Annotated in this window: 17 protein-coding genes and 1 tRNA gene; 6 read left to right on the top strand and 12 right to left on the bottom strand. The window is 70.3% G+C overall.

The features are described 5' to 3' along the window. Nucleotides 1-232: 232 nt before the first annotated feature. The 3 genes from EXE45_RS00885 to EXE45_RS00875 form a co-directional block, all read right to left on the bottom strand. A tRNA-Arg gene (locus EXE45_RS00885) sits at nt 233-305 on the bottom strand. A 51-nt stretch (nt 306-356) separates the two neighbouring features. After that, nucleotides 357-632 (bottom strand): twin-arginine translocase TatA/TatE family subunit, encoded by a 276-nt coding sequence (locus tag EXE45_RS00880; RefSeq protein ID WP_092922728.1) that lies wholly within the window; start codon nt 630-632, stop codon nt 357-359. Nucleotides 633-713: 81 nt separating this feature from the next. After that, nucleotides 714-1,595 (bottom strand): hypothetical protein, encoded by an 882-nt coding sequence (locus tag EXE45_RS00875; RefSeq protein ID WP_241989406.1) that lies wholly within the window; start codon nt 1,593-1,595, stop codon nt 714-716. 183 nt (nt 1,596-1,778) lie between these two features. Between EXE45_RS00875 and EXE45_RS00870 the strand changes: the two genes are divergently transcribed. Beyond that, the gene (locus EXE45_RS00870) at nt 1,779-2,249 is read left to right on the top strand and encodes a redoxin domain-containing protein (RefSeq protein WP_092922734.1); all 471 of its coding nucleotides are present in this window, start codon (nt 1,779-1,781) and stop codon (nt 2,247-2,249) included. Between the two features lie 38 nt (nt 2,250-2,287). Here EXE45_RS00870 and EXE45_RS00865 read toward each other — a convergent pair whose 3' ends face one another. From EXE45_RS00865 to gyrB, 4 genes are all read right to left on the bottom strand, one after another. Further along, the gene (locus tag EXE45_RS00865) at nt 2,288-4,387 is read right to left on the bottom strand and encodes an AMP-binding protein (RefSeq protein ID WP_092922737.1); all 2,100 of its coding nucleotides are present in this window, start codon (nt 4,385-4,387) and stop codon (nt 2,288-2,290) included. Between the two features lie 48 nt (nt 4,388-4,435). Continuing rightward, nucleotides 4,436-4,816 (bottom strand): hypothetical protein, encoded by a 381-nt coding sequence (locus tag EXE45_RS00860; protein ID WP_092922740.1) that lies wholly within the window; start codon nt 4,814-4,816, stop codon nt 4,436-4,438. An 87-nt stretch (nt 4,817-4,903) separates the two neighbouring features. Continuing rightward, entirely contained in the window at nt 4,904-7,402 is a 2,499-nt protein-coding gene (gyrA, locus tag EXE45_RS00855) for a DNA gyrase subunit A (protein WP_092922743.1), read from the bottom strand. Further along, nucleotides 7,399-9,315 carry a DNA topoisomerase (ATP-hydrolyzing) subunit B gene (gene gyrB / locus EXE45_RS00850; RefSeq protein ID WP_092922746.1) on the bottom strand — a complete coding sequence of 639 codons (1,917 nt, stop codon included), beginning with the start codon at nt 9,313-9,315 and terminating at the stop codon, nt 7,399-7,401. Before gyrB ends, gyrA begins: the two co-directional genes overlap by 4 nt. Nucleotides 9,316-9,490: 175 nt before the next feature. On the opposite strand from gyrB, the gene EXE45_RS00845 reads away from it, so the two are divergent. Continuing rightward, entirely contained in the window at nt 9,491-10,702 is a 1,212-nt protein-coding gene (locus tag EXE45_RS00845; protein WP_092922749.1) for an iron-containing alcohol dehydrogenase family protein, read from the top strand. Between the two features lie 37 nt (nt 10,703-10,739). Here the strand turns inward: EXE45_RS00845 and EXE45_RS00840 are convergent, their stop codons facing one another. The 5 genes from EXE45_RS00840 to EXE45_RS00820 form a co-directional block, all read right to left on the bottom strand. Then, a complete protein-coding gene (locus tag EXE45_RS00840) occupies nt 10,740-11,123 on the bottom strand; it encodes a nuclear transport factor 2 family protein (RefSeq protein WP_092922752.1) in 384 nt (127 codons plus the stop codon). Continuing rightward, nucleotides 11,107-12,300, bottom strand: coding sequence for a potassium channel family protein (locus tag EXE45_RS00835; RefSeq protein WP_137693270.1), 1,194 nt, complete (start codon nt 12,298-12,300; stop codon nt 11,107-11,109). Before EXE45_RS00835 ends, EXE45_RS00840 begins: the two co-directional genes overlap by 17 nt. 100 nt (nt 12,301-12,400) lie before the next feature. Beyond that, nucleotides 12,401-12,928 (bottom strand): hypothetical protein, encoded by a 528-nt coding sequence (locus EXE45_RS00830; RefSeq protein WP_092922757.1) that lies wholly within the window; start codon nt 12,926-12,928, stop codon nt 12,401-12,403. A gap of 45 nt (nt 12,929-12,973) precedes the next feature. After that, nucleotides 12,974-13,912: a methenyltetrahydromethanopterin cyclohydrolase gene (gene mch, locus EXE45_RS00825; RefSeq protein ID WP_092922760.1), complete on the bottom strand. Its 939-nt coding sequence runs from the start codon at nt 13,910-13,912 to the stop codon at nt 12,974-12,976. A 241-nt stretch (nt 13,913-14,153) separates the two neighbouring features. Then, nucleotides 14,154-14,651 carry a hypothetical protein gene (locus tag EXE45_RS00820; protein ID WP_137693269.1) on the bottom strand — a complete coding sequence of 166 codons (498 nt, stop codon included), beginning with the start codon at nt 14,649-14,651 and terminating at the stop codon, nt 14,154-14,156. Between the two features lie 261 nt (nt 14,652-14,912). On the opposite strand from EXE45_RS00820, the gene EXE45_RS00815 reads away from it, so the two are divergent. The 4 genes from EXE45_RS00815 to EXE45_RS00800 all read left to right on the top strand — a co-directional run bounded on the left by EXE45_RS00815 (nt 14,913) and on the right by EXE45_RS00800 (nt 19,981). Beyond that, nucleotides 14,913-15,668, top strand: coding sequence for a DUF726 domain-containing protein (locus EXE45_RS00815; RefSeq protein WP_137693268.1), 756 nt, complete (start codon nt 14,913-14,915; stop codon nt 15,666-15,668). 85 nt (nt 15,669-15,753) lie between these two features. Continuing rightward, nucleotides 15,754-16,596: a translation initiation factor eIF-2B gene (locus EXE45_RS00810; RefSeq protein ID WP_092922769.1), complete on the top strand. Its 843-nt coding sequence runs from the start codon at nt 15,754-15,756 to the stop codon at nt 16,594-16,596. Between the two features lie 128 nt (nt 16,597-16,724). After that, nucleotides 16,725-17,708 carry a hypothetical protein gene (locus tag EXE45_RS00805; protein ID WP_137693267.1) on the top strand — a complete coding sequence of 328 codons (984 nt, stop codon included), beginning with the start codon at nt 16,725-16,727 and terminating at the stop codon, nt 17,706-17,708. Nucleotides 17,709-17,902: 194 nt separating this feature from the next. Continuing rightward, nucleotides 17,903-19,981 (top strand): long-chain fatty acid--CoA ligase, encoded by a 2,079-nt coding sequence (locus tag EXE45_RS00800; RefSeq protein WP_137693266.1) that lies wholly within the window; start codon nt 17,903-17,905, stop codon nt 19,979-19,981. Nucleotides 19,982-19,986 lie beyond the last annotated feature (5 nt).

Genomic DNA, 19,986 nt, shown 5'->3' with positions numbered 1-19,986 from the left:
TCGCCGCCGACGGGCGCGACTGGCTTCGAACCTCAGTCACTCCGCTCGCAGATAGCGGGCGCGGCGGGATCCACGTGAGCGAGCGAAGCGAGCGTGGAGCCAGTCGCGCCCGTTCCCTCACTACGTTCGGTCACGGGCGCGACGGGATTCGAACCCGGTGGCGAGACTCACTTTGTTCGTCTCGCGTGGTTCGAATCCTCGGCCCGCTACTGCTCACTTCGTTCGCAGGTAGCGGGCACGGCGGGATTCGAACCCGCGATCGAGAGGTTAGGAACCTCTCGCCCTGTCCGCTAGGCCACGCGCCCAGAAGGGGTGAAGAAAACGGGACGGCGGAGATCGGTCGGCGGCGGGGCGGCTTACGCGCTGGTTTCCTTGTCGGTCTCGGTCTCGAGGTCGTCGAGGTCGTCGTCCTCGTCGTCGAGCGTCGAGTCCGCCGTCTCGCTCTCCTGCATGTCTTTCAGTTCCTCTTCGACCTGTTCGCGGCCCTTCTTGAACTCTCCCATCGCCTGGCCGGTCGACCGAGCGAGCTTCGGAATCTTGTTCGCCCCGAACAGCAGGACCAACACGAGCAGGATGATGAGGAGCTCCGGCCCCGCCGGAATGCCGCCGATCAGTGGTGTCGCAGTTACCATGTCTGTCTCGCAGTAACCCTGTGGCGATTATAGTCTTTTTGCCTCGCCGGATCGCCGCGGTCGGCGCGCGAGCCGACCGAGTCAGTCCGGTCGATCGAGGTGTGCGAAGTACCACTCACCGTCGTAGCGGACGAGCGGGGCGACGCCCTCGTCCGTCGAGAGCGCGTCGATGACGGCCGCGAACGCGTCCGAGTGCGGCGCGACCTCCGCGTACTCCGACTCGATCGTCGCGTCGAGGATCGCACGCTGGTCCGGGGTCAGGCCCTCGACGGATCGGCCGCGCGCCTCCCCGACTGCGCGGCGGAAGCCCCCCTGCGACGAGGCGACGCGGTCGGCGCGAACGGCGACGGTCGGGATCTCGGCCGACCGCTCTCCGTCGAACGCGAACCGGAGCAGTTCGCCGTCCCACTCGACCCGCTGCCCGTCGTTCCCCGGGACGAACCGCGAGCGCTCCCGTCGCTCGGCGGACGCGTACGCGAAGGTGACCTCGAACGGCGGATAATGCGGTGCGTGGACGAGCGACGCGTTCCCGATCGCGTCGCGGACGGCGTCGCGGTCGTGCTCCGGGAGGTCCGCGAAGGGGACGCTCGACGGCGGACCGAGGAGGAAGGAGTCGACGGAGTCGACGGCGACCGTGTACGCGTAGCCCGTCGCCGGGACGGAGTGGACCGTCTCGGTCCGGACGCGGTAGTACTCGGCGTCGTCGGTGACGACGTACGGCGCCGAGACGCCCGGCGCGTAGTAGCCGCTGACGGTCGCCTCACCGCCGTCGACCGCGGTCCGGACGGCCGCCCGTCCGGCGTGGTCGACGGCGTCGACAGGGGTGCTGAACTCGTTCGAGACGCCCACGGGCGACGCCTCGTCGAGCCGAAGCGCCGTCTCCTGGCGGGCGCCGTCTCCGGAGTCGTCCGCGAGACACCCGGACAGCGCCGTCAGCGAGGCGGTCGCCGCGAACAGTGCCATCCGTCGGCGGGTCGGGCGGCGTGGAGGGCCTGACATGCGCGAGCGTTCGTCGGCGGCGCACTTGATTCCCCCCAACGCCGACCGCGCCGCCGTCCGTCGTTCGGTGACGCGGTTCGGAGGATCGGGGTTCCGGCCGGGCTCCGCCGCCGAAACGGTGATACGCTCGGCCGACGACGATCCGATATGCCAGACATCGGCGACGACGCGCCCGGCTTCACCGGATCGCTCGTGGACGGCGACATCGCGCCGTTCGACCTCTCCGACCGCCTCGGCGACGAGCCGGTCGTGCTCGCCTTCTTCCCCGCCGCCTTCTCGAACACCTGTACCGACGAGATGGAGGCGCTGCGCGACGAGTTCGACCGCGACGACTGTACCCTGTTCGGCGTGAGCACCGATCTGCCACACGCGCTCGGGGCGTACCGCGCGCAGTACGACCTCCCGTTCGCCTTGGTCGGCGACCCCGACCACCGCGCGATCGAGGCGTACGACGTGATCGAGGAGTTCGAACACTACGGCGTGGAGACGGTCGCGCAGCGCGCCGTCTTCGTGATCGACGCCGACGGCGTCGTGACCTACCGCTGGCTCGCGGACGACGCCGGGCAGGAGCCGGACTACGACGCGGTCGAGGAGGCGGTCGCGGACGCGACCGCCTGAGGCGCTCGCCGGACGGATCGCCGTGGGACCGGTCGCGCTCAGGCCGGGTCGCGGAGCGCGTCGAGGGCCTCTGGGTTCTCCATCGACGAGAGGTCCCCCGGATCCTCGCCGACGTACACCGACTCGATCGCGCGCCGGATGATCTTCCCGGACTGCGTCTTGGGGAACGCGTCGACGAACAGCAGCTCGCGCGGCCGGAAGGGCTTGCCGTGTTCCTCGCCGACCAGGGCCCGCAGCTCCTCGCGAAGGTCGTCGCCCGGCTCGACGCCCGGTTCGAGGACGACGTACGCGACGACCGCGGTCCCGGTGGTGTCGTCGGGGACGCCGACCGCGGCCGCCTGGTTGACGGCGTCGTGGTCGATGAGGACGCCCTCGATCTCCGCCGGCCCGACCTTCCGGCCCGCGACGTTGAGGGCGTCGTCGGCGCGGCCGTGGAGGAACCAGAAGCCGTCCTCGTCCTTCTGCGCGAAGTCGCCGTGGTCCCACAGGTCGTCCCACGTCGACCAGTACTCGTCGAGGTAGCGCTCGTCGCCCGACCAGAGCGACTTCGTCATCGACGGGCAGGAGTCGCGCGCGACGAGGTAGCCGCGCTCGCCCGACTCCGTCACCGACTCGCCCGTCTCGTCGACGATGTCGACGTCCATCCCGAGCCCGGGGCCGCCGAGCGTACAGGGCTTCAGCGGCTGGTTCGGCATCGGCATCAGGAAGCAGCCGCAGATCTCCGTCCCGCCGGAGATGTTGATGATCGGGCAGTCGCCGCCGCCGACCGCGTCGTAGAACCAGCGCCACGACTCGGGGTCCCACGGCTCGCCCGTCGAGCCGAGGATCCGGAGCGAGGAGAGGTCGTGGTCTTCGACCCACTCATCTCCTTGCTTGCGGAGCGCGCGGATCGCGGTCGGGGAGATGCCGAACTGCGTGATTCCGTGCCGGTCGATCAGCTCCCAGAAGCGGTCCGGCTCGGGGTGGTCCGGCGCGCCCTCGTACATCACCACCGTCCCGCCGAACGCGTGGTTGCCGATCAGCGTCCACGGACCCATCATCCAGCCGATGTCGGAGACCCAGAAGAACCGGTCGGCGGGCTTCTGGTCGAAGCCGAAGTGGATCTCCTTCGCGCACTGCGTGAGGACGCCCGCGTGGGTGTGGACGATCCCCTTGGGCTCGCCGGTGGTCCCCGAGGAGTACAGCAGCATGGACTCCTGGTCGCTCGGCAGGTGTTTGGTCTCGTAGTCGGCCGGCTGCGAGCCGACCGCCTCGTCCCACGTCCGGTCGCGATCGCCGTCCCAGGGGACGGGGTCTGCGTCGGCGCCGTCGCTCGGGTCGGCCTCGCCGCCGCCGTCGTCGCCGCCCCCGGCGGGCGTCGCCCCGAGCCGGTCGTACACGACCACCTCCTCGACGTGGCCGGCGTCCGCGATCGCCTCGTCCGCGGTCGCCTTCAGCCGGACCTCGTCCCCCCGGCGGTAGAAGCCGTCGCCGGTGAAGAGTACCGAGGGCTCCGCGTCGTCGATCCGCGTCGCGGTCGCCTCGCGGCCGAACCCGGAGAAGATCGGCACCGCGATCGCGCCGACCTTCAGGCAGCCGTAGAGGATCGCGACGACCTCCGGCACCATCGGCATGTACAGCCCGACCGTGTCGCCGGTCTCGATCCCGGCCTCCGTCAGGTAGTTGGCGACGCGATCTGTCTGTCGTCGGAGCTCGTGGAAGGTGACCTCGCGGACGTCGCCCGGTTCGCCCTCCCAGATCAGCGCGACCCGGTTCCGGTTCGGCGAGTCGACGGCTGCGTGGCGGTCGACGACGTTGTGCGCGACGTTGATCTCGCCGCCCGGGTACCAGTCGGAGAACTGCGGGCCGTCGGCGTCGTCACCGGACTGCGTCCGGTTGCCCGCGGAGCGTCGCTCCGCGCTGTCCCGGACCGCCTCGTAGTCCGTGTAAAACTCGATGTCGAGGTAGTCGACGATCTCGTCCCAGAACCAGTCGACGCCGGACGCGGGCTCGCCGTCGACCGTCGATGTGGTGCGCTCGATCAGTTCCTCGTAGTCGTCGATCCCGTACTCGCGCATGAACGCGGCGACGTTCGTCGACTCGGCGAACGCCTCGCTCGGTTCGTGTACGACCTCGTCTATCCCCTCGTACTCGTCCATCTCGGCCGGTGATTTTCGCGGCGACAGTAAGTAATTTTCCTGAGAGACCTACCGGGGGTCGACGCACTCGCCCGCGACCGCGACGGTCTCGGCGTCGACCGTCACCCGCCCGTCGTACAACGCGCAGGTGCCCGCGTCCCACGCGAGCCGTCCCTCCCAGTCGGCGCCCGTCACCGCGACCTCGTGGCGCCCCGTCGCGCCGACGGTGACCTCGAACGCCCGGGCGACGCCGGCGTCGACGCGGTCGGACGTCTCCTCGTACGTCGTTCCGTCGTCGCCCGTGACGGTCACCTCCACGTCGACGGGGGCGTCGCCGTCGTTGCGGACCGTCAGGTCGAGGCGGCTCGGGTCGGGGTCGGAGCCGAGACAGCCGGCGGCCGCGACGGCGACCGTTCCGGCGCTCGCGGTGAGGAGCGTGCGTCGTTTCATGCCGGTCGCTCGTCGCGTCGGAACTTCAACCCCGCACACGCGACTCGCGGTCGTCGACGCCGTCGAGGATCGGGCCGTCGGGGACGGCTACGCCGAGTCGTCCGTCTCGGCGGCCTCGTCTCCGTCCGGGGCGGCGTGGACCGACTCGGGGACGATGTCGACGGAGGCGACCTCGTCGTCGGGTTCGAGGTTCATCACGATGACACCCTTCGTGTTGCGGCTCACCGTGGATATCTCCTCGACGCGGGTCCGCATGATCTGGCCGTCGGCGCTCATCGCGACGAGGTGGTCGCCGTGGGTGACCGCCTCGATGGCGACGGCCTCGCCGTTGCGGTCGCCGGTCTTGATGTCGACGAGCCCCTTCCCGTTCCGCGACTGCGGGCGGTACTCGTCGAGGTCCGAGCGCTTCCCGTAGCCGTTCTCGGTGACCGTGAGCACCCAGTTGTGGTACGCGTCGTCGATGGCGGCGACGCCGGCGACGGCGTCGTCCTCGCGGAGGTCGATCCCGATCACGCCGCGGGCCGTGCGACCCATCGCGCGGGCGTCCGACTCGTCGAAGCGGATCGCCATCCCGTGCCGGCTGCCGATGACGATGTCGCGGTCGCCGTCGGTCACTTCCACGTCGACGAGCTCGTCGCCGTCCTCCAGCCGGATCGCGCGGATCCCGGTCGACCGGATGTTGCCGAACTCGTCGACCGCGGTCCGCTTGACGTAGCCGTCGCGGGTGACCATGGTGAGGAACTCGTCGTCGTCGAGGTCATCGGTGTTGACCACCGACTCGATCTCCTCGCCGTCGTCGAGGTCGAGGAGGTTGACCGCGGACTTCCCGCGCGCCGTGCGTGACATCTCCGGGATCTCGTAGGTCTTCAGCTCGTAGATCTGCCCGTGGTTCGTGAACACGAGGAGGTAGTCGTGGGAGTTGGCCGCGAACACGGAGGAGACGCGGTCGCCCTCCTTGAGTCCGGTGCCGATGATCCCCTTGCCGCCGCGGTTCTGCGCGCGGAACTCGTCGAGCGGCATCCGCTTGATGTAGTCGTCCTCGCTCATCACGACGACGCACTCCTCCTCGGGGATGAGGTCCTCGTGGGTCACGTCCCCGACGTCCTCGATGAAGCTCGTGCGGCGCTCGTCGTCGTACTCCGCTTTGATTTCTCGGAGCTCGTCGACGATCACCTGGTCGAGCTCGTCGGGGTCAGAGAGGATGGTCTCCAGCCGCTCGATCCGCGCGTTCACCTCCTCGTACTCCTCCTCGATCTCGGCCGTCTCCATCGAGGTGAGCGAGCCGAGCTGCATCCGGACGATGTGGGCCGCCTGCGCCTCGGTGAAGTCGAACGTCGACTCCAGCGCGGCCTTCGCGGCGTCGCGGTCGTCGGAGTCCTGGATCGTCTCGACGACGCTGTCGACGTTGTCGAGCGCCTTCAGGCGCCCTTCGAGGATGTGCGCTCGGTCCTCGCGCTCCGCGAGCTCGTGCTCGGAGCGCCGCCGGACCACTTCGCGGCGGTGGTCGACGTAGTGTTCGAGCGTCTGCTTGAGGTCTAACACCTGCGGCGAGCCGTCGACTAAGGCGAGGTTGATGACGCCGAACGTCCGCTCGAGGTGGCTCTCGAGCAGCTGGTTCTTGACGACCTCGGCCATCGCGTCGCGCTTGAGCTCGACGACGATCCGGATCCCGTCGCGGTCGGACTCGTCGCGGAGGTCGCGGATCCCCTCGATCGCGCCCTCGTTGACGTCCTCCGCGATCCGCTCGACGAGCCGCGACTTGTTCTGCTGGAAGGGGAGTTCCGAGATGACGATCCGGCCCTCCTCCTCCATCACTTCGAACTCGGCGCGGACGCGAACCCGTCCGCGACCCGTTTTGTACGCCTTGTGGACCGCGTTCCGGCCGACGATGTTCGCGCCGGTCGGGAAGTCCGGCCCCTTGACGTGTTCCATCAGGTCTTCGACGGTCGCGTCCGGGGTCTGAATGAGCTCGACGGTGGCGTCTATCACCTCGCCGAGGTTGTGCGGCGGGACGTTCGTCGACATCCCGACGGCGATGCCCGACGAACCGTTGACGAGCAGGTTGGGGAACGCCGCGGGCAACACCTCCGGCTCCTCCAGGCGATCGTCGTAGTTCGCCTGGAAGTCGACGGTGTCGCGCTCGATGTCGGCCATGAGCTCCTCCGCGATGGGGGCCATCCGGGCCTCCGTGTACCGCATCGCGGCCGGCGGGTCGCCGTCGACGGAACCGAAGTTCCCCTGCCCGTCGACGAGCGGGTAGCGCATCGAGAAGTCCTGCGCCATCCGCGCGAGCGTGTCGTAGATGGCGCTGTCGCCGTGCGGGTGGTAGTCACCCATCGTCTCGCCGACGACTGACGAGGACTTGCGGTGCGCGGAGTTGCTCGTCACGCCCGCCTCGTTCATCGCGAAGAGGATGCGGCGGTGGACGGGTTTGAGCCCGTCTCGCACGTCCGGGAGCGCGCGGCCCGCGATGACCGACATCGCGTAGTCGATGTACGACTGCTCCATCTCGTCCTCGATGCGGGCGTTCGTCACCTGCGCGGCGCGCACGTCGCCCGGGTCGGCGTCCGGCGTCTCCGAGCTCATATGTCCACCCACTCCGCGTCGGTCGCGTGCTCCTTGATGAACTGTTTCCGCGGCTCGACCGCGTCACCCATCAGCACGTTGAACATCCGGTCGGCGGCGGCCGCGTCGTCGATGTTGATCCGCTTGAGGCGGCGGTTCTCCGGGTCCATCGTGGTGTCCCACAGCTGCTCGGGGTTCATCTCGCCGAGGCCCTTGAACCGCTGGACCTGGGTGGGGTTACCGTCGCACTCCTCCTCGACGATGCGGTCGCGTTCTTCCTCGGTCATCGCGTCGTACGTCTCGCCGCGGTAGCGGACGCGATAGAGGGGCGGCTGGGCCGCGTACACGTAGCCGGCCTCCAAGAGGGGCTTCATGTGGCGGTAGAGGAGCGTGAGAAGGAGCGTTCTGATGTGGGCTCCGTCGACATCCGCATCCGTCATGAGAATTATTTTATTATATCTGACATCTTCGATGTCGAATTCTTCTCCGATCCCCGCACCGATCGCGGTGATCAGCGCGCGGATCTCGTCGTTCTCCAAGATGCGGTCGAGGCGGTGTTTCTCGACGTTGAGGATCTTCCCCTTCAGCGGGAGGATCGCCTGATTCTCGCGGTTGCGGCCCTGTTTTGCCGAGCCGCCCGCGGAGTCGCCCTCGACGACGAACAGCTCCGCCTCGGTGGGGTCGCGGGTCTGGCAGTCCGCCAGCTTGCCGGGGAGCGCGGTCGACTCCAGCGCCGACTTCCGGCGGGTGAGCTCCTCGGCCTTCTTCGCGGCCTTCCGCGCTCTGGCGGCCTCGGCGGCCTTATGGACGACCTTCTCGGCGGTGTCCGGATTCTCCTCGAAGAAGGTGCCGAGCTTCTCGTGGGTGGCGGACTCGACCACGCCGCGGACCTCGCTGTTGCCGAGCTTCGTCTTCGTCTGCCCCTCGAACTGCGGGTCGGGGTGTTTCACCGAGACGACGGCCGTGAGCCCCTCACGGACGTCCTCGCCCTTGAGGTTGGCGTCGAGGTCGTCGACGAGTCCGTGCTCGTTGGCGTAGTCGTTGACCGTCCGGGTGAGGGCGGTCTTGAACCCGGTGAGGTGGGTGCCGCCCTCCCGGGTGTTGATGTTGTTCGCGAACGCGTGGACGGAGCCCTGGAGCTCCTCGGTCGCCTGCATCGCGACCTCGACGTGGACGCCGTCGGTCTCGTCCTCGAAGTAGATGACCTCCTCGTGGATCGGCGAGCGCGTCTCGTTGAGGTACGCGACGAACTCCCGGATGCCGCCGTCGTACTTGAACGTCTCCTCGGTGTCGTCGCGGTCGTCGACAAGGCGGATCTCGACGCCGGAGTTGAGGAACGCCAGCTCGCGGAGCCGGTTCGCGAGCGTCGAGGTCTGGAACTCGGTCGTCTCGAATATCTCCTCGTCGGGCCAGAAACGGATCTCCGTCCCGGTCGACTCGTCCGGTCCCATATCGCGGACGCGCTCGAATCCGTCCTCGGCCGGTTCGCCCCGTGCGAACTCGTGACGGAAGACGCCGCCGTCGCGTCTGACCTCGACCTCCAGCCGCTCGGAGAGCGCGTTGACGACGCTGACGCCGACGCCGTGGAGGCCGCCGGAGACCTGGTACGACTTGGAGTCGAACTTCCCGCCGGCGTGGAGGACGGTCAGGATGACCTCCAGCGCGGGCCGGTCGTACTCCTCGTGGGTGTCGACCGGAATTCCCCGCCCGTCGTCGCTGACGGAGACGGAACCGTCGTCGCGGATCCGCACCTCGATCTCCTCGCAGTGGCCCGCGAGGGCCTCGTCGATGGAGTTGTCGACGACCTCGTAGACGAGGTGGTGGAGCCCTCGACCGTCCGTGGACCCGATGTACATCGCCGGTCGCTTACGGACGGCCTGTAGGCCTTCGAGGACCTGTATTTGGCCGGCTCCGTATTCGCTCTGCTCTGACATAGGAACTTACCGTCGCTAATCGCCGTCGGGTTATAAAGCCGGCGCACGCGCGCGGGCGTGAGAGAGACGCCAGCGACGCAGATTCGCCACGCGGTCCGGCCCCGGTCCGGACCACGACGGCGGTGTGACGGCACGTCCCACAGCTACAAACCGACGCCGCGCGTATCGCCCTCCGATGCTACCGATCGCGGACTCCTTCGAACACGTTCACCGCGGCTGCGAGATCCGGTACGGTCGAGGCCGGATCGCCGACCTCGGCGGCTGGCTCGGCGACCGCGGCCTCGACGACGCGCTCGTCGTCTGCGGTTCGAACACGGGCGCGAACGACGCGCTGATGGACCCGGTTCGAGAGGGCCTCGGCGACCGGCTCGCCGGCGTCTTCGACGGGACCTCCCCCGACAAGCGGATCGAGACCGCGTACGACCTGCTCGACGCGAGAGCCGAGGTCGGCGCGGACGTCCTCGTCGCGGTCGGCGGCGGCGCCAGCCTCGACATCGCGCGGCAGGCGACGCTGCTCGCGGCCGACGGCCGCGACCTCGGCGAGCTCCGCGCCGACGCGGAGGACGGGCCGGACGCGCTCGGCGACCTCGCCCCCGGGAGCGACCCGGCGCTCCCGTCCGTCGTCGTGCCGACGACGTTCGCGGGCGCGGACGTCTCCACCGGCGGGTCGCTGGAGGTCTTCTCGGCCGACGAGTCCCCGACCGGCCAGCCGGTGAACGTCAGCGGGAGCGGCGCGTGGCCGCTCGCGGACGTGGCGGACCCGGCGCTGTTCGAGACGACGCCGACCTCGGTGCTGGCCGGATCGGCGATGAACGGCTTCGACAAGGGGATCGAGACGCCCTACGCCCGCGACGCCGACCCGATGAGCGACGCGGCCGCTGTCCACGGGCTCCGGCTCCTCTCCGACGCGCTCCCGCGCGTGGCCGGCGACCGGCCGGGCGGCGAGGCGGCGACAGACCGCGCGGTCGTGGGGGCGTTGCTGGTCCAGCTCGACCGGAAGATATCGGTGATCCACGCGTTCGGCCACGGATTCGCCCGGCGCTACGACGTTCAGCAGGGCGCGATCCACGCGGTCGTCGCGCCCCACGCGCTGGCGTACCTCTTCGACGAGGTCGACGCGAGCCGCCGGGCGCTCGCGGCCGGCCTCGGTGTCCGGACCGACGGCCGCGACGACGACGCGATCGCCGAGGACGTCGTCGAGGCGGTCGCGGAGGTCCGCGACGCGCTCGACGTGCCGAGCCGGCTCCGGGACCTCCCCGAGACCGACGAGGCCGACCTGCCGGCGGTCGCCGAGTTCGTCGCCGAGGACCCGCCGATGGAGCGCGCGCCGGCCGACCTCGACGCGACCCCGGAGGGGATCCTCGGCGTGTTGCGCGCGGCTTGGTAGGCGCCGATCCGGCGGGCGACACCGCCCGCGCGCCGCCCTACGACTCGGCGGCGTACGTCTCCAGCGCGGTCAGCGTCTCGCCGTCCGAATCGAACGCGTCGACGAACGCGAACAGCTCCTCGCCGTCGGCGTCGAGCAGTCGGCCGCGGACCGCCACGCCGGGACCGGACGGGTAGACGCGGTCGACGACGTGCGTGGTGTCGGTGTTCGGCCGCTCGTCGCGCATGAACGCGACGAAGCGGTCGCGTCCCTCGAACGTTCGGTCGGGGCGTCGCTGAACGAAATCCGGGTCGAGCAGCGATCGCAGCCGATCGTACTCGCCCGCGTCGAGCGCGTCGTAGTAGGCCCGGGCGAGGGCGGTGGGGTCGGAATCCGCGAGCGGCGCCGCTTCCTCCTCTCCGCCCTCACGCCGCGAGGGCATCGAACTCCTCGGCGGAGGTCCGGGTCCCCTTTGAGATGATCACGTCGCCGCCCCGGAGCGTGGTGTCGATGTCGGGCCCGACCAGCCACTCGTCGTCCGAGCGCCGGATCGCGAGGACGCTCGTCGAGATGTCGGTCGCGGGCACGCCGTCGACGACCGCGGTCCCGTCGAGGTCGCTCCCCGCGGCGACCTCGGTGCGGGTGATTATTTCGTCGGACTCCTGGACCGCCATCTCCACGACCGGGTGGACGTCGAGGTCGCGGCGGACCCCCTCGGTGATCGCGAGCGCGGCGTCGGAGATCTCCTCGGTCGCGACGCCGAGGTGGATGAGTCCGCGCAGCGACACCGGGTCGTCGGCCTCGGCCGCCGCCCGGAGCGTCCACGCCTCGAAGCGCGACTGGAGCGCGTCGACCTCGATCTCCAGGTTGCTCACTTCCTCGGCCAGCTCCTCGTTGTCGAAGAGGACCGAGCCGTACGCCAGGTCGACGGCGAGCTCCGAGAGGTTCTTCATCAACACGATCGAGTCGACCGCGCGTTCGAGGTCGTCGATCGCGGGCTCGGGCGACGGCGCCGGCTCGAACGGCTCGCCGCTCAGTTCGGGGTACACGTCGGCCACGCCCCCTTCGGGCCCGCGCAACAGCGTCACGTCGCCCGCCTCCAGCCGGGTCGTCGGTCCGGGGTTGAGGATCCAGTCCTCGTCGCGGCGGACCGCGATGACGCGGACGCCAGTCTTCGATTCGAGGTCGATCGCCTTCAGCGTCCGACCGGCGTACGCGGACTCGTCCGCGACCGTCCCCCGGACGAGCGTCTCGACGCCCTCGGAGAGCGCGCTCCGCATCGCGCTCGGGATCCCGATCTCCTCGGTGACGATCTTGGCGATGTCGCCCGCGGCGTCCGCGACCTTCTCCGCGGCGGCGATGACGCCGAGGACGGGGGCGAGCGTCTCCGCCTCGCCGGGGTTCCGCGCCGCGAGCATCAGGCTCATCCGGGCGCGCATCTGGAGCGCGTCCATCCGGTGTTCCAGCTCGACGACCTCGTGCGCGACCGTCGGGCTCCCGTGGAGGACCGCCGAGTACGACAGGTCGATCAGCAGCTCCGCCGTGTCCTTCATCTCGACGAGCAGGTCCTTGACGCTCGTCGGCTCGTAGCGGACCGTGCGCCCGTCGAAGCGTCCCATGTGACTCCGTCTCCGGCACCGAGTAAAAGGCTTGTTGCGGGGACGGCGCGCGGGCGAGCGGGGTTTGTTGCGAGAACGGCGCGCGGGCGAGCGGGCCGAGTCAGAGCGCGTCGCCCGCGACGTAGCCGGGGTCGCTCCCCGACGCTTCCGGGTCGCCGTCGACGGGCGCCGCGAGGCCGACGAGCGCGAGCCAGCCGAGCAGCCGAGACGCGCGCTCACGCCACGCGGTCTCCCAGTCGGGGTTCCGAGCTCTGTCGTGACGGGGGACCGCGTCGCGAGTGGCCGCGAAGAGGTCGGCGGCGGTCAGGGGGTCGCCGGGCGAGGCCTCGTCGAGCGCCGCGAGCGCCTCCGGGACGAACAGGACCCCTTCCTCGAGTCCCGCGCGGACGCGCTCCCGGGTCGGCTCGGCGTCGGCCCGGACGAACCCCCGGGAGGTCTCCTCGACGAGGCCGAGCGCGCGCAGGAACGCGAGCCAGTCGTTTGCGGTCCGGCGGTCGGGGAGGTCACAGCGCCGACGGAGTCGAGCGCAACAGTCGTCTGTGTCGCCGGGGACGAGCGGGACCGCGCGCTGGTACTCGCGGAGCGCGTCGAGGTCCGACGGCGGTTCGGGGACTGGTTTGAGTCGCACGGGATTCGGGGCGTAGCCGGTGGAGTGAGAGGTCGAGCGGTCGGCTCAGCGGTAGCCGAACGACTCCGCGAGCAGTTCCTCGTTCGTCTCGCCCACCGTGTAGACGGGGCCGTCGACGACATCGACGGTGACTTGCGCCGGGGCGAACACGCTCTCGGGCACGTCGTAGAAGTCCCAGTCGGCGTCCTCGAACACCTCGACGAAGGGGGTCCCGTACTCCTCGTCCGCGGTCGAGACTATCTCGTCGAAGCGGTCGTCGTCGCGGGCGACCTGGAGGTGGACCTCGCCGCCGTACGCCAGCGCGTCGTTCGTCCGCCCCATCGCCTCGGCCTCGTCTCGGGTCGCGGGCGCGAGCGGTGCGGACCCGGAGGCGTGGAGCACGTCGGTGGGCTCGTAGCCGACCTCCAGCAGGCGGAAGACGGCGAGTTCGGCGGCGCGGGCCGCGGTGGTGACGGAGCCGGCGGTCGAGCCGGTGGCGAACGTCGGGAGGAACACGCCGTCGGCGTCGACCTCGGCCATCTCCGCGACCTGCTCGGCCACCGCCTCGTCGGGCAGCGTCGTCGACTCGACGGCCAGCGTGGCGAACTCGGAGGAGTCGTAGTAGCCGACGCGCTCGAACTCGGTTTCGCGGCCGACGAGCGCGCGGGCCGGCCCGGAGCCGAGCCCCTCGAAGCCGCCCTCGGTCGTCAGCTCCCAGCCGGCCTTCTGCGAGCAGAGTAACGCGATCGCGGGGTGGTCGGTCGACAGCTCGACGTGCTGGCGCGGCGCGCCGGCGAGCTCGCCCATCCGGGTCTGGAGGTTCGCCAGCCCGGCCGTCTGGATCTCCGCGAGCAGCAGGCCAGCTTCGACCCCGCCGGCCGCGTCGACCCCGAAGTCGACGACGGTGGCGCCGTTGTCCAGCTCGTAGCCGACGACGTCCAGCTCGCCGGCGAAGTCGAGCGCCTCGTCGACCAGCTCGATCGCGGTCCGGTTGATGCTCTCCATGTCCGGGCCTACTCGCTCCCCGTTTAAGGGGTTTGGCTGTTCGGCTCAGGGACGCTCGGGAATCAGCCGAACCCGATCAGTCACGGGAGACGCGGTGGCGCGTGCCTGCGAGCGGCCGCCCTCGACGGCGGCGACCGGGGCTTTGGAGGAGTTCACCGTCGACCGCCGGTCAATCAGGTATCAGCGAGCGTCCGGGGCGTTCCCGGTGTCGGACTCGATTCGTAAATCGCCCACCGCGCAGTCACCAGAAGCCGCCGTCGGAGTCGCTCGGACCGCCGGCCTCGCCCGGACCGGTCGGACCGCGCGGCCCGCTCGGCCGCGGGTCGGGGTTGATCTCGACCGGTTCCGACTCCGCTTTCGGATCGATCTCGCGCCCCTCCGCGTAGCGGACGAACGAGAGGTAGAACGGCTCGCCGCAGCCGACGCCGTCCGCGTCCGGTTCCCGGTACGGCTCGTCGCCGCCCACGTCGGTGCCGCGGACGCCGTCGTGCGGGTCCCAGTCGACGCCGTCGCTCTCCCCGCAGACGAACCGGACGCCGTCCGGCTCGACCGCGTCGCCGCCTTCGCCGCCGTCCTCACTCCCACCGCCCTCCTCGGCGTCGAACGGCTCCGTCGGCGCGACGTACGTCCATCCCTCCAGCGGGTACGGCGTCACCGACTTGTCCGCGAGGTACCCCTCGCGTTCGAGCGCGACGAGCGTCCCGCAGTGCGGACAGTAGTACGTGACCGGGTAGCTCATACCCCTCGTAGGAGATCGATCGATAAACAGCCGTCGCCGCCGCGTCAGGTATTTGATCGTCCGAGGCGACGATCCGATATCTCACCGGACACCTCTGGAGACGGCTCAGACGGATCGGACGGCCCCGCCGAACTCGTCACCCGACGACGGGTCCTCTACGGCGTCGCGGGCGGCGTCGGGCTCCTCGGCGGCGGCGGCCTCTACGTCGCGAACGCGCTCGACGGCGACTTCGGCGGGTACGAGGCGCCCGAGACGCAGCCGATGGTATCGACCCGCGGGCGCCTCGACGACGGCGATCCGACGGAGCGGTCGGGCTCGTGGGCGTTCGGCGGGGCCGACTCCGTGGTCCTGTTCGTTCACGGGCTCGGCGCGGACGCCGAGTCGGCTCGGAATCAGGCCTACACCGCGCGGCTGGGACTCGCCGCGGCGACGGGCGAGGCGGCGGCGGGCGAGGCGGCGGCGACGGACGACGGTACCACGGAGAGCGCCCGCCCCGTGGTCGGCTACTCGTGGGCGTCGAACGTCGACTGGGGGCTGGCCAAGGAGACCGCGGACGCCAACGCCGTCCCGCTGGCCGACTGGCTGGCGGCGTGGGCCGACGAGGACGGGCGACCCGTCCACCTGTTCGCGCACTCGCTGGGCGCTCGCGTAACGGGCGCCGCGCTCCGGGAACTCGCGGACCGCGGGCGGACGGACGTCCTCGCGTCGGTCTCGCTGTTCGGCGGCGCGATCCCCGACGAGAGCGCCGGCGTCGGCGGTCGGTACGGGTCCGCGATCGCGACGCTGGACGCGCCCGTCCGCAACTTCCACAGCCGGAACGACCGCGTCCTCGGGTGGGTGTACCGCGCCTCCGACCGGACCCGCGCAGTCGGGCACGGCGGACTCCCGGACGGGGCGACCGCGCCCGACGGCTACGCCGACGTCGACGTCACCGATCTGGTCGCGGACCACTACTCGTACGTCGAGCCGGAGGAGGGATGTCTGCCGCGCGCGGTCGGCCGGCTCGGGTTCGACTAGTCAGCCGGCGCGGCGGATCGCCACGGCGCCTCGCCGCCGGTTCTCCCCCGGAACCCCTTTTACCGGCGCGGTCGACCATTCGGGCATGATCGACGAGACCGTCGCCGAGATCCGGGCGATGCGGACCCACAGCACGTCGGCGGTGGCCGTGAAGGCGACGCGGTCGCTCGCGGACCTGCTCGACCGCGAGTACGTGACCGTCGACGAGTTCGAGCGCGACCTCGAACACAACGCGGGGGTGTTGCGCCGGTCGAACCCCTCCCACGCCGCGCTCCACAACGCGATGCGCGACGTCGAGCGCTCCATCGTCGGCGAGGCGACGAGCGTCGAGGGCGCGAAACAACTGCTCGAGGACGTCATCGCCCGCGTCGTCGACGACATCGAGACGGCGAAGGGCGAGGCGGCCGCCAACGCGGCCGAACACATCGAGGACGGCGACACGCTGCTCGTCCACGACTACTCGACGACGGTGTTGGAGGCCGTCGAGAACGCGGCCCGCGACGGCGCGCACCTCACCGTCTACGTCACCGAGGCGCGCCCGCGGACCCTCGGTCGGAAGACCGCGCGCGTCCTCGCCGGCGTGTCCCGCGTCGAGACGCGGATGGTCGTCGACAGCGCGATGGGGTACGCGCTTCGCGACTGCGACCGCGTTCTGCTCGGCATCACCTGTATCACCGGCGGCACCTACTACAACCGGATCGGCACGTTCCCGCTCGTCGTCACCGCCCGCGAACTCGGCGTCCCCGTCACCGCGGTCGGCTCGGGGGCGAAGACCATCGAGGAGTTCCGCTTCGAAAACGAGTTCCGCGACGCCGTCGAGGTGATGCGCGAGCCGGTCGAGGACGTCGAGATCGAAAATCCCAGCTACGACGCCACCCCGATCGGGATGATCGACACCGTGATCACCGACGACGGCGTCCGAAACTGACGCGAAAGCCGGAACGAATCCCCCTACTCGGACGAAGCGTAGCGAACCAGCGGGAAACGAGCAGCGAACCGGCGCCGAACCGAGCCCGGACGAAAACGCTTTGTGTGTGTACCGTGTTAACAGACCTAATGAGCGTTCACACGGGTTCGACGGCGGTCTTTCAGATCCCCGATCAGGGGGTGACGGTAGCGGGATGTGCGAGCACGTGGTGCGAGCTGTGGGCGGTCGCGACCGAGCCGGGAGTCGTAACGGCGGTCGCGCTCGCCGGCGTTCTCGCCCTCCTCGCGTTCGCGTACGTCCGCGACGCCGAGGCGGCCTGCCGCCGCGAGCGACGCCGCGTCCTCGACGAGCGAGACGCGTTCGAGGCGTTCGCCGACCGGGTGGCTGAGATGGACACCGTCTCGGTCGCGACCGAGCCGGGTCCCACCGGCGTGCCCGCCGGCGCCCTCCGCGGCCTCGGCTCGGCCCGAAACGGGAGCCCTCCGGGCGGCGGCCCGGGCGGGGGCCGGGACGCGACGCTCCGGCGGGTGATGGCCGCGTACGAGGACACCGTGCTGTCGCTGCCGCACTACCGGACCGAGTACGACGAGACGGCCGCGGAGAGTCTCGCGGCCGAACTCGGCCCGGACACGGCGACCGCGCTGGCGACCGACGGCGGGCTGTCGAGCGGCGCGCAGTCCGCGCTCGTCGACCGGAGTCGGCGCGCCGTCGACGCGCGGGACCGACTGGCCGACGCCATCGAGGAGGAGACCGACGAACTGGCCGACCGGGAGACGACGCTGTCGTCGATCGACCGCCGTCGCGGGCGGCTGATCGACCACCTGGACGGAGTCCGATCCGACAGCGAGATCGACGCGGCGATCGACGTCTGGAACCGACTGACGGAGCTCGAAGGCGAGTGCGACGAGCTCGCGGCCGACCGGCAGCGGTCGCTCGACGAGCCGCCGATGACCCCGCGTTTCGACGCCGATCCCGACCGAACGTTCTACGAGTACCTCTACGGTCCCACCGACGGCCCACACTACCCGGTGTTAGCGCAGATCGCGGAGCTCGCCGACCGGATCCGCGCGGACAAAGACGGGGTCGAGGCGCGGATCGCAGACGGCCGCTAGCCCTCCCCCGACTGGAGCACGAACGGCACGTTTTCCCGATACTCCCGTCACGAGCGGTATCGCTCCTGCGCTCGCGCTCGTCGTGGCGGGCGGGCGCACCGCGGCGACGGCGCTCGGGATCCGATCGAGGGACCGATCGGAGAGAAACTCAAAACTACCGGATTGTTTATGACGGTCGGGCGGGACTAGGCGGTATGAGTTGGCAAGCGGCGGAACGGGCGTTCACCGACGACGCCATCGCCCGAGAGACGCTCCCGCGCACCTTCGAACGCACCGCGGAGCGGCACGCGGACCGGATCGCACAGCGATACAAAGGGGGGATCCACGACCGATCGCTGGTTACCGACGGGGTCGTTCCGCAGGCGCCAGCGGGCGAGTACGCCGATCTGACGTACGCCGAGATGCGAGATGTCGTTCGGAACCTCGCCGCGGGGCTCCGTGACCTGGGCGTCGACGGCGACACGAGAGTGGCGATGTACTCGCAGACTCGCATGGAGTGGGCCCAGACCGACTTCGCGGCGCTTGCCGCCGGCGCCGTCGTGACGACGGTGTACGCCTCGTCGTCGCCGAGTCAGCTGCGGTACCTGTTGGCGGACCCGGAGGCGACCGTCGTCGTCGCGGAGGATCGGGAGATGCTCGAGGACGTGCTCGCGGTGCGCGGTGACCTCGACCACGGGCTGAACGCGATCGTGACCCTCGACGACGTCGACACCGACGGTCGCGCCGCCGAGGCCGCCGACGGCGAGGGCGCACTCGACGACGTGTACACCCTCGGCGAGGTCCACGGTCGCGGCGCCGCGGCGTTCGACGAGGCGGCCTACGAGGGGTGGATCGACGCCGCCGAGGTCGACGACCTCGCCAGCCTGATCTACACCTCCGGGACCACCGGGAAACCGAAGGGCGTCCGGCTCACCCACGCGAACTTCCGCGACAACGTCTCGCAGTGTTACCGGCGGTTCGCGGACCGACCGGACCGCGACCCGGACGTGCCGGGGATCTCCGCGGAGACGACCACCCTCTCCTTCCTCCCGCTCGCGCACGTCTTCGAGCGGATGGCCGGCCACTACATGATGTTCGCCGCGGGGGCGACGGTCGCGTACGCGGAGAGCCCCGACACGCTCCGCGAGGACTTCGGACTGGTGCGCCCGACGACGACGACGAGCGTCCCGCGCGTCTACGAGAAGCTGTACGACGCGATCCGCGAGCAGGCGGCCGAGTCGCCGGTCAGAGAACGCGTCTTCGAGTGGGCGGTCGGCGTCGGCCGCGCCCATCACGAGGCCGACGACCCCGGCACGCTGCTCGACGCCAAGCGCGCCGTCGCGGACAGACTGGTTTTCTCGTCGGTCCGGGAGGCGATCGGCGGCAACGTCGACTTCTTCATCTCCGGAGGCGGGTCGCTGTCGGCCGAGCTCTGCGCGCTGTATCACGCGATGGACCTGCCCATTCTGGAGGGGTACGGCCTGACGGAGACGTCTCCGGTCGTCAGCGTCAACCCGCCCGAGGATCCGAAGGTCGGCACCATCGGTCCGCCGGTCGTCGACACGGAGATCGCGATCGACGGCACGGTCGTCGGCGAGGAGGTCGCGGACCTGGCCGGGGACGTCGGCGAACTGCTCGTCCGCGGTCCGCAGGTGACCGACGGCTACTGGAACCGTCCGGACGCGACCGCGGAGGCGTTCGTCGATGCGGACGATCTCCCCGACGACGCCGTGACCGCCGGCACGCCGCCCGACGAGCGCGTCGGATCCGGCGACGTCGACCCGGACGCCGAAGCCGCGGCCACCGAGCCGTGGTTCCGCACCGGCGACATCGTCCAGCTCCGCCCCGACGGCTACGTCGCCTTCCGAGAGCGCGCCAAGCAGCTGCTCGTGCTCTCGACCGGAAAGAACGTCGCCCCCGGCCCGATCGAAGACCGGTTCGCCGCCAACGAGTTCGTCGAGCAGTGCGTCGTGATCGGCGACGGCCGGAAGTTCGTCTCCGCGCTCCTCGTCCCGAACGTCGAGCGGATCGACGCGTGGGCCGACGCCAACGGGATCGACCTCCCGGCGGAGCGGGCGGCGATCTGCCGCGACGACCGCGTCCGCGAGCGGATTCAGGCGGAGGTCGACCGCGTGAACGAGGCGTTCGAGCCCTACGAGCAGATCAAGCAGTTCCGGCTCGTCGAGGAGGAGTTCAGCGAGGAGAACGACCTGCTCACGCCGACGATGAAAAAGAAGCGGCGCAACATCTTGGACCGGTTCGGGGACGAGGTCGAGATGATCTACGAGGAGTGACCCGA

The sequence above is a fragment of the Halorubrum sp. SP9 genome (assembly GCF_005435015.1).
Taxonomy (GTDB): Archaea; Halobacteriota; Halobacteria; order Halobacteriales; family Haloferacaceae; genus Halorubrum; species Halorubrum sodomense.
The sequence above is the reverse complement of the archived record's forward strand: the minus strand, read 5'-3'. Positions and strand labels throughout refer to the sequence as shown.